The organism is Streptomyces sp. NRRL WC-3549 (assembly GCF_000721935.1).
Classification (GTDB): Bacteria; Actinomycetota; Actinomycetes; order Streptomycetales; family Streptomycetaceae; genus Streptomyces.
In genome coordinates, this window is the sequence record NZ_KL585437.1 from 91,647 (window position 1) to 92,763 (window position 1,117).

Consider the following 1,117-nt stretch of genomic DNA (forward strand, 5'->3'; position numbering starts at 1 on the left):
AGAGATGTGTATAAGAGACAGACGTTGAGCACCAGGCCGATCGTCGGCGGGGTGAGCTGGGCCAGGTAGTGGATGTGGCCGATGCCCCGGGCGCCCATCTCCAGGACCAGGTGCCGGGTCTCGGCGGTGGCGCTCAGCGCGGTGAGCGGCAGGCCGATCTCGTTGTTGAGGGACCCGGGGGTCCAGACCGTCGGCGCCTTGTGCGCCAGGAGCTGGGCGATCAGGTCCTTGGTGGAGGTCTTGCCGGCCGAGCCGGTGAGCGCGACCACGGCGGTGCCCAGGCGCTCGACGACGGCGCGTGCGAGGGCGCCGAGCGCGGAGACGACGTCGTCGACGACGATCGCCGGGACGCCGACGGGGTGGGCGGCCAGCACGGCCACGGCGCCCGCCTCGACGGCGGCGCGCGCGTAGTCGTGGCCGTCGACGCGCTCGCCGGCGAACGCGGCGAACAGGGCCCCCTGGCGCACCTCCCGGGAGTCGATGACGACGGGGCCGGTGACGGTGAGGGACCGGTCCGGCATGTCGTGCGGCTGTCCGCCGACGATGCCGGCGATCTCGGCGAGGGAAAGGGCGATCACTTGGTCATCCCTGACTGTTGTTCTCGTGGGTGAGTGCGCGGCCGGCGGGCGCGTCGGTGCGTCCCAGGGAGCGCTCGATGGCCTCACGCAGGACCTGTCGGTCGTCGAACGGGCGTACCACGCCGTGGATGTCCTGGCCCTGCTCGTGCCCCTTGCCGGCCACCAGCACGGTGTCGCCGGGCTCGGCGCGGGCCACGGCCGCGGCGACGGCCGCCGCCCGGTCCGCGTCGACGAGGACGTCTCCGCGCTCGTGGACCGGCACCTCGGCGGCGCCGGAGAGCATCGCGGCGAGGATCGCGAGGGGGTCCTCGGAGCGGGGGTTGTCGGAGGTCAGTACGGCGGTGTCGGCGAGCCGCGCGGCGGCGGCGCCCATGGGGCCGCGCTTGGTGGTGTCGCGGTCGCCGCCGCAGCCGAGCACGATGTGCACGCGGCCCTCGGTGACCTTGCGCAGCGAGCGCAGCACCGACTCCACGGCGTCGGTCTTGTGCGCGTAGTCGACGACCGCGAGGTACGGCTGCCCGGCGTCGACGCGTTCGAGC

Annotated in this window: 2 protein-coding genes; both read right to left on the reverse strand. The window is 73.9% G+C overall.

Translation table 11 applies throughout. The features are described 5' to 3' along the window. Nucleotides 1–578: Mur ligase family protein (locus tag IH13_RS0132220; protein ID WP_234433470.1), on the reverse strand; the 578-nt coding region annotated here is incomplete at its 3' end. A 4-nt stretch (nucleotides 579–582) separates the two neighbouring features. After that, the coding region (locus tag IH13_RS0132225; protein ID WP_031090004.1) for a glutamate ligase domain-containing protein at nucleotides 583–1,117 on the reverse strand (535 nt) is incomplete at its 5' end.